The following is an 8,738-nucleotide window of genomic DNA, read 5'->3' as shown; positions in this document are numbered from 1 at the left end:
CCCCGGAGGAATCGAAGGGGGCAGGACCGCGTGAACGATGTTACCGACGAGTCACTTTCGCCGGAACCAGGCCGACGCAAGGTGCGCCGGCGCAAGACCGACGAGCAGATCGCGCAGGAGCGCCGCAGGCGCCGGAACCTCGCGATCGGTTGCACCGCAGGAGCGGTCGTCGTCGTCGGGATGGGCGTCTGGCTGGCTTACGAAGGGCTGCAGGCCAAGTCGAGTCTCGAGCAGGCCCGGGAGTACGCGACGAGCTCGAAAAATGCCCTGCTGGCCGGTGATACCGAGACGGCCCTGCGCACCGCCGGCGACGCCGACAAGTACGCGAAGCAGGCGCAGGACTCCACCCACTCGCTGCCGTGGAGCATCGCCGCGGCGATCCCGTGGCTCGGCAGCCCGTTCGCCTCGAGCCAGCAGATGAGCGACATTGTGACGGGTCTCACATCCGACGTTCTGGTGCCCGCCGTGGACGCCGGCTCGGCCGTCTCCCCCGATCAGCTGATTCTCGACGGCGCCCGCATCAACCTCGCTGCCCTGCGTGACGCAGCACCGGTCCTCGAGACCACCACGGCCGCGGCCGCCGAGCTGGACGCCCGGGCGCAGGACATCGACGGCACCTACCTGGGCCTGATCGACGACGCCCGCACCCAATTGCAGGACCAGACAGGCGAATTGTCCGGATTGCTCCACAACACTTCCCTCGCGGCGCAGATCGCGCCGCCCATGCTGGGCGCCGACGGGCCGCGCAGCTACTTCATCGGCTTCCAGACCAACGCCGAGGCCCGCGGCACGGGTGGGCTGCTCGGCGGGTTCGGCATCGTGCGCGCCGCGGACGGCGCAGTACGGGTCGACGACCTGGCGAGCAACCGGGAACTGCGCACCAACTACCAGCCCCTCGATCTCGGCCCGGACTTCGCCCGCACCTACGGGCACAGCCGGCCGACGGTGGACTTCCGCAACAGCAACGTCAGCTCGCACTTTCCATACGCGGCGCAGATCTGGCAGTCGCTGTGGCAGCAGGAGTCGGGCGAGCGCGTCGACGGTGCGGTCGCGACGGACCCGGTGGCGTTGAGCTATGTCCTCGAGGTGGTCGGGCCCGTCACGTTGCCCAGCGGGGAGAAGATCACCGCCGACAACGTCGTTGAGCTGACCGAATCGACCGCCTACTCGCGATTTGCAGACAACAACGCCGCGCGCAAGCAGTACCTGCAAGACGTAGCAGCGGCAGTGGTCCAGAAGATGACGGGGAGCATCCGCCGGCCGCAAGACCTGCTGGAAGCCCTCGGCCGTGCAGCGAGCGAGGGGCGACTCGCGGTGTGGAGCGCCAACCCGGACGAGCAGGAAGTTCTTGCGGGAACACCACTCGGCCACACCGTTCCCGAGGATTCCGCCCCGTATGCGGGCGTCGTCGTCAACAACCTCGGCGGCAACAAGCTGGACTACTACCTACGACGCGAGATCGAGTACACCGCAGGCTCGTGCGACGGCGATACCCGGAACTCAAGGGTGACGGTGCGACTGAGCAACGACCTACCTGCCGGTGACTTCACCAACTACGTGGCCGGCATGTTCGACAACCCGGTGGGAGCGCCGTTCGGCGCCAACTTGACCGATCTGTCACTGATCGCCACGCAGGGCGCCAGGCTCGAGAAGGTGACCGTGAACGGTAGCCCAGCCATGAACTTCACCGGTAAGGAACTGGGGCACCCGGTCTACAGCGTGCAGCTTCCGGTTCCGCGCGGCGAGACGGCCGAGATCGTCTTCGAGCTGACGGAACCAGTCGTGAAGGGCGAGGCCCATATCCCCGTGCAACCGCTCGTCGACGAACCAAAACTGAGTATCGAGGTGCCTTCCTGCGGATAGACGCCAAAGCGCCTCAACGACAACGACGGCCTGGTCCCCCCCGACAGTGGCGTACAGATGACCAATATCCCCAGACGCAAATCCCGAACCCAACGAAGGAGAGAAGATCGGATTCCGTCAGGCCGTGCTCGCGATCAACGGAGAGAATGACACGCCCCTCGATGGAGCCGTTTAACGCGAGCCACAGCACAGCCGCCATGGCGACCGCTGTGCTTGAGACGACATTCGGACGAGCAAGGCACCAAGCCGATGCTGCAAACAGTGCGCACATAAAGACCAACGAACGGAACACGTCAGGGTCGGATATCACAAGCGATTGTCCCTTCTTACGGCCCGATCACGTGCCGGTACCGAGACATGAAGCACAGCCAGATCAGTGTAAAGTCCGCGGTTGAGTCTGCCGCAGCCTCGCGCATTGCACCATACACTCGGAACTTCCGGACACAAGAATGCCCACTAATGCACACCTAATCACACCTAATCACACCCTACGACCCAGACCAGACCACTACACCCAGATCGGATACGCCGATGAGCAACACTGCCAAACTTCGAGAGATCTTCTGGCGCGAAGACGGTGATCGCCACCCCATCATCTGGGGGTTCATAGTCAATGGACTAATCTCCTCGACACTCATTCCGAATAGAATACGAACGCAGCTATACAGATTGATGGGGATGAAAATCCACGCAAAGGCAATCGTGCGACCCGGCGTCATTTTTCGATCTGCAAACGTCCATGTCGGCGAATCAACACTAATCGGATATCGAACAGTCTTCGATACTCGGATGCCAGTCCGAATCGGCGCACGGGTTGCAATTGGCCCGAACGTTACGTTCGTTGATACAGATCACGACATGTCGAATCCGAATAGGCGGGCAGGCAAGAGTCATTCTGCACCCATAACCGTCGGCGATGGAGCCCGCATATCAACGAGATCAGTAGTCCTGCCTGGCGTCACAGTCGGGGAAGGAGCAGCAGTTGGAGCCGGCTCCGTCGTAAAGTACGACTGTAAGCCACATACCCTCTATGTCGGAACACCAGCGCAGCCAAAGCGAGAATTACCTCAGTAATTAGGATTCACATGCATCAAATCACCCCTTCGCTTGACAACCTTATCTCCCCAAAGGGTGTACCCAGGACGAGACGGGAATTTTCGCAAGATACGACAGAAACGGTCTCAAATACACCGTCAGACGTCACACTCCTGTCGCATATTCGCGACACTGCGCAATAAACGGCACTATCCGCATACTCAGTCGACAACACTGGAACAAGAGCGTGGCTGGAGAAGGGCGAGACGACCGCAATGCGATGAATTCCAAGGGAGTCGAATCCAAGAAGCGACCGAAGCGAGGTGGAAGTAGACGAGTTGCTTAACCGTGCCACCAAATTGGGAGCATCGACTATCGACCAAGTATCTGAATGTTCCGGCAGCGCCCATCCGCTCAAGAGCGCACGTGCCACACCCTGCCCGACGCCAAGCGAGCCGGAACAGAAGTATGCTCGGACCACGGAATCACCCAAGAAGACCGATACATCCGTAATCCGAGCGCTACCTATCGGATGCACGCGCGGACCCAGCCCGTCCAACTTGCCATACTTAAAAATCGGTAGACGAAAGAAGCGCTTCGTGAAAACTGGCTGAAACGACGAAACAAGCCAGAATTCACCAGCCCCCTCGGGTCTAACAGAACCACGACCAGAGTAATTCGAGCCAACACCTAGACACATGGAGTTGTCCGGGATTCCGTCATTTCCTACCGGCACAGTTCGAGATGAGTAGGCGCCTCTAACATAGAGCGGATCATCGACGAAGTACGACCTCCGATGCTCCTTCTGGTGATCTACCCCGTGGTTATACAACGCTGCGACACCACCAACATTCGACGACGCCACCCCTGCTCCCCGCGCAACCCTTGTTCCGATCTCACGAAAAGTGTCGTCAGAACTGGACCAGAACGCCGATTCTTCAGGGATCAACAAGGACACAAACGACTTAAATGCCCAGTAGGGCGAGCCATACCCAGAGTATCGCTGCCGCAACCGAGGGTCTCCCCGATGCCAGCCGACCGACAGTCGGCCGTCGGACAATGCGCCCGCTTGAAGAAAGTGCGAAACTACCGATCCCCAAAGCGCACCATCCGAAGCCTCCTGGCGAGAACCTGGCGACGTTAGCGCATTCAATGCGAGCGGCGCCGCAACACCAAAACGATAAATGAGGCTACGTCCGACATAACACGGAGATCCGGAAACGGGATCGATCATGAAACGGAGCATCGAAGAGTAGTCAGAAACGCGCTCCCGGTACTTCGCACATTCAACTTCATTCCCGCTGAGGTATGCGGAAAGCGGAAGATAAAAATTGAACGCCCAAGCCGAGTAGTAGTCGACCGTCCTCCCAGGACCATCGGAGTACAGACCATTTCCTAGGTACCATGAATCAGTTCGGTGAGCGCACTCGTCAATCAAACCTGCGCATCGCTCATCGCCGGCACCCACCGAGACTAGCGTCTCCGCAATCAATTTTGGGAAAATTATCCAGTTGTTCTCACTTACGTTCCGCCCAACATTGTGGCGAAACCATTCAACCAGACGATCCCTCACCTGAGGTTCAAGCGGTTCCCACAGCCCCTCGGGAAAAAGACGAACGGCAAGTGCCAAACTTGCCGTCTCAACTATGGACTGCGGATTTTCGGAAAGTCGCCACCAGCTTCGATGGTCGACTCGTCCCAGGGACCTAGCGACTGTCGCACGGACATCCGAACACCAACGGCTAGCAACTATCTCTTGTGCACTACCGTCGTCGAGCCGCGCACCCCGACCGCGCATTGCCCCAAGCAATAGGACTCGCGCAAAGTACTCGTAGGCGTCCGACTCCTTTCCCCATTTGCTTCGCGGAAATTCCATCACTGATGAAGCTGGAGACGAATATGCCCTTACCAGAACCTCGTCAGCAATCCGACGCGCGAGTTTTTTCTTCACGACGCTCCTGTATCTGTGAGCCCGCCGAGCGCCGCGCGATGAACCGGCGGTCGACGAAGACACGGCTACCGACCAAATGCGGTACTTAGCCCATTATTTCACGTCCTTGGTCGAGGCGTGACGGATGCTCCAGGTTCCCTCGCGGGGCGCGCCGAAACCACTCCGCGCTTCGGTGACATTAAACAGCCCACAAGAATCACCACTGTGCAACACGCTTCGAGCACTTACGCACACCGACAAATTCCCGGTACGAGTGAGCGGACCAGTCGAGACATTGTGATCAGTAGCAAATCAAATTCTCGAAGTCAACACCGATGAATCGGAATGCTGCACCCTGAACCCACCATTTAAAAACCGGATACTCTCGTAGACGACAGCGCCGCCCCAGACAACGACGAGCAAAACGAGACCATAGTATACATCGAACGCGGAACCACCCAGCAAGAACCGAAACAAAACAACCAACACGATCGCGAGCCAAAAAGTCCTACGCACCGCCAAAACAAGGTAAACGACCGCCAAAAAGAATATAGCAAACAGTATTAGAGCACCGACGTAACTCCCCACCGCCAGTCTGAGATAGCCAATCGGCGATAGGTACTGACCACTCGCCTTGTAGCCCAAATACTTGGAACTAAGTTCGACGGATATCGACCGCGGCTTCTCCGGCCAGATTGCCCTCGGAATGAAAGTGGTGACCGGCGAAAGGAGATCCGAAGGCCTCGCATCCTCGTATTCCGAAATCAATGCGGAAAAACGATATCCGTCCAATGTATCAACGCCAGCACCATATGCCAGAACAATCGGCTCGTTGGTCAACTCCGAAACGATCTCACCAACCCCGCGTCCTTCATCCCGCGTAATATTTGCGCGCATTTCGGACATAAAGGTTGCCGATACAACGGCCAATATCAGCGCAACTGCAAATGATAGGACTACTCGCTTCTTGTAGATCGCTCCCCGACCAATCAAACCTGCGGCATACGCGATCAATATCACGAAAAGGGGACTTCGAACATTCTCCAGAATTAGGTATACAGTTCCACCGAGCAGAGCCAAACGGTACAGATTCGACTTGAAGCCATCGAAGTATGCGACGATTGCCAGGCCGCACACCAGCGCTGTCCGCAACAGCACGAATAAGCCCTGTCCTTCGGCCGCGCGAGACTCAAGACTTGCAGGAAACAGCACCGTGGCCGCGAATCCAACGAATATCAGAAGTAGCGCGACCTTTTTCCATTCGCGCTTTATGCGACGGTCTGGACGCGGACTTCGTGTCCCACATATCCAGACTATTACTAACTCAGCAGCTAAGACAACCAGCAGTTCAAGCGACCAGAAAAATGACAATGCGTCGATCTCGGAAATCGTTGGAACTGAGGCGACGCCCGCCCGGTAGATCTTACTCTCAAGCATTCCAGACGCTTGAAACTGTGCCGGGACCCACAAACACAGCAAATACATGACGGCCGCAAAACTCGATACAATCGCCACATGTAGACGGTGAGCGGAGAACTGCGAAGCGCCGCGGAAAATAATGAGTCCGACGACTAAAAAGAATGCGATTTGTCCAGCCACAACAAACCTGCCTAGCTGAGTTCTTGCACGGATGAGGTCGTGCGGTCACGCTTCACCGTCGCCATGACCCGGTAGTGTGCTTCAGCCCAGACGCGAAGCGAACGTTCCAGGCGCACCTCTTCCGACAGTGGACTGTCCGAAATGGGCATCGCGGAGATCGATCGGGCGAGCGAGTTTGCGTCCGGCGCGAATGACGCGCACCCAAGCGAAGCCGCTTCTGTCATTGCGTGGCAGTCCTCCGCCATCAGAACCCGTTTGCCCGCGGCCCTAGCTTCCAGCATCGCTAGGGGAGCACCCTCCCGCGCGGGCCTGCCCGAGGTGATAACAACCAACCTGGCACGCCGAAGAATCAGCGATGGGTCAGAGACGTGACCATGGAAAGTAACATTGGCCGGAGCCTCACGCTTGAGCCGGACTAATTCCGGCCCATCACCGGCGATCTCGAATGGGACTGCCGGCAAAAGGCGTGCAGCGGCGACGAGGAGATCGACGCGCTTATTGCGGTGAAGCCTACCTAAATACACGACGGATCCCGCAGATTCAACGGATACACGCACGGCGCCTACCGGCGTACTGGGAATCTCTGGCAGCGGATTCCTGATTAGCGTGGAACTGATTCCCGCATCCGACAGGGACTTCGTCACGCCGTCGCTGATGGCGATCACAGTCGCAGACAATGCCTGCCTTCTTAGAATTCTGGTCGCGCCAGGCGGGAAGTTGTTTGGCAGTGGCGCATGCTCCGTCCAAACAACTGGATATCCACGGCGCTTTAACAGAATGGGCAATGTCAACTTTTCTTTGAAGTACTGAATATGAACAACGTCAGGGTCGATCCGTGAGATCTCCGCGAGGATTTCGGGCACGGACGCGACTGCTGATACGCTTTGCCGAAGTAGCGGCCTTCGCCGCGTAAGTTTCGGGGTCACCCCTGCGGGGTACACATCCCCAACTTCCTCGCTCCACCGTGGTAGCGCACCAACCAAGTATGGCTCCGCGTCAAAGCACCGACGGAATTGACTGTACAGTCGATGCAGGTATTCCTCAGCGCCACCCGAGATCTCCGAACTCGCAACCACTGCTATTCTCAAGGCACTTTCCTTCTCTCCGGCACCGCTGGCGAATGACCTAACTCCGCGGGCAATTACTGACCGCTGGACGGAACCCGACAATCCTTGAAGGTGATCAGAAGGACCCCGCCCACTACAGAGCCTGCCAATGCTCCCATCAGTGCGATGAGGGATGCGGCGTAGCTTGTGACGTCACCCCAGAGGACGGTGAATCCTCCCACTGTCACCAAGAAAGAAATTAGGGGAATTAAGGAACCATAACCCGGGTACCCCCGTCCGGACATAATCGCCGACGACACCACGGCGATCCATGTGGCGACGCTCGCAGCGGAAAGAATCTGCATTGATAGGACACTCGGCTCGAACGAAGCGCCAAATACAATGGGTGCGAGCCACTGAGCAGTCGTCCCAATCGCGATAGAAGTCACCACGCATACTCCAAAGTAGGCTGCAGTGTCTGCTGCGATTCGCCGATTTCCCCAATTCTTTGCACTGCGTTGCAGCGCGTTCCTAGCTGCTAATGTCGCAAAAACCAAGGGCACTTCCGCAACAGTCACGGCTACGGCGTAGTAGCCCAGTTGATCTGAGTTTGATGCAGCAGGCATCAGAAGTTGGTCAAGGCGTGAACTTGCAATAGTTGATATTGTCCCAATCGAGGCAAATACAGAGAATTTCGCAAATTCACCTGGGAGGGCATTCTCTGCGTCTCGGACGCGTCGGGGTAGCTTTGCGAAAAGTAGCATCGACGCAATGACGAAAGACGAAAGCGCGCCAGCTGCAAAGGCACCCGCATGGCGCCAGCCAACAAGGGCTACTGCAATCACTAATGCAAAGCGTAGGATGGCGGCGGCCCCTCGTTCGAAGTCGAGCAGCCGCCACGTGGCCAGACCTTGCCAGACACCGCGCCGAATTTGAACAATAACTGAGAGAATGATCGCGCTCCAGAACAGGAGGAGCAAGCGGTACGGGATACCTTGGCGTTCGCTGACAAATTGCGCATAAACAATCATAACTGCGATTACGACCACAAGCGGGGCGATAGTCGTTCGTATGCCCAACGCGAAGGTAGCCCTAGGGTCACTCCGGCGCGCGACGTAATAGGCGACAGCACTGGGAACTCCGAGGCTTGCGACGGCAGATGCTACGGTGATTGGTTGCATTATGCCGGCAAACTGTCCGCGCCCCTCTGGACCCATTGCATGTGCGAGGATTGGACCGCTCATCAAACCGAGTGCAGGCCCTAG

6 protein-coding genes are annotated in these 8,738 nt (G+C 57.8%); 2 read left to right on the top strand and 4 right to left on the bottom strand.

Annotated features, from left to right (window positions below; genetic code table 11):
- Positions 1–81 precede the first annotated feature (81 nt).
- Both RR3_RS18205 and RR3_RS25335 read left to right on the top strand, forming a co-directional pair.
- Entirely contained in the window at positions 82–1,863 is a 1,782-nt protein-coding gene (locus RR3_RS18205; RefSeq protein WP_064065768.1) for a DUF4012 domain-containing protein, read from the top strand.
- 531 nt (positions 1,864–2,394) lie between these two features.
- Positions 2,395–2,937, top strand: coding sequence for an acyltransferase (locus RR3_RS25335; protein WP_082900271.1), 543 nt, complete (start codon positions 2,395–2,397; stop codon positions 2,935–2,937).
- 16 nt (positions 2,938–2,953) lie between these two features.
- Here the strand turns inward: RR3_RS25335 and RR3_RS25330 are convergent, their stop codons facing one another.
- The 4 genes from RR3_RS25330 to RR3_RS18175 all read right to left on the bottom strand — a co-directional run bounded on the left by RR3_RS25330 (position 2,954) and on the right by RR3_RS18175 (position 8,717).
- Positions 2,954–4,849 carry a DUF2264 domain-containing protein gene (locus RR3_RS25330; protein ID WP_159105353.1) on the bottom strand — a complete coding sequence of 632 codons (1,896 nt, stop codon included), beginning with the start codon at positions 4,847–4,849 and terminating at the stop codon, positions 2,954–2,956.
- A 291-nt stretch (positions 4,850–5,140) separates the two neighbouring features.
- Complete coding sequence (locus RR3_RS24700) at positions 5,141–6,427, bottom strand: hypothetical protein (RefSeq protein ID WP_139278883.1); 1,287 nt, start codon at positions 6,425–6,427, stop codon at positions 5,141–5,143.
- Between the two features lie 11 nt (positions 6,428–6,438).
- The gene (locus RR3_RS18180; protein WP_072786508.1) at positions 6,439–7,503 is read right to left on the bottom strand and encodes a glycosyltransferase family 4 protein; all 1,065 of its coding nucleotides are present in this window, start codon (positions 7,501–7,503) and stop codon (positions 6,439–6,441) included.
- A gap of 65 nt (positions 7,504–7,568) precedes the next feature.
- Entirely contained in the window at positions 7,569–8,717 is a 1,149-nt protein-coding gene (locus RR3_RS18175) for an oligosaccharide flippase family protein (RefSeq protein ID WP_072786506.1), read from the bottom strand.
- Between the last annotated feature and the right edge of the window lie 21 nt (positions 8,718–8,738).

Source organism: Rhodococcus ruber NBRC 15591 (assembly GCF_001894945.1).
Classification (GTDB): Bacteria; Actinomycetota; Actinomycetes; order Mycobacteriales; family Mycobacteriaceae; genus Rhodococcus; species Rhodococcus ruber.
This window is presented reverse-complemented; position numbering and strand designations above follow the sequence as displayed.

Coding starts and splice junctions, on each gene's coding strand:
- RR3_RS18175 (WP_072786506.1), bottom strand. CDS start 8,717: ATGAGCGGTCCAATCCTCGCACATGCAATGGGTCCAGAGGGGCGCGGA.
- RR3_RS25335 (WP_082900271.1), top strand. CDS start 2,395: ATGAGCAACACTGCCAAACTTCGAGAGATCTTCTGGCGCGAAGACGGT.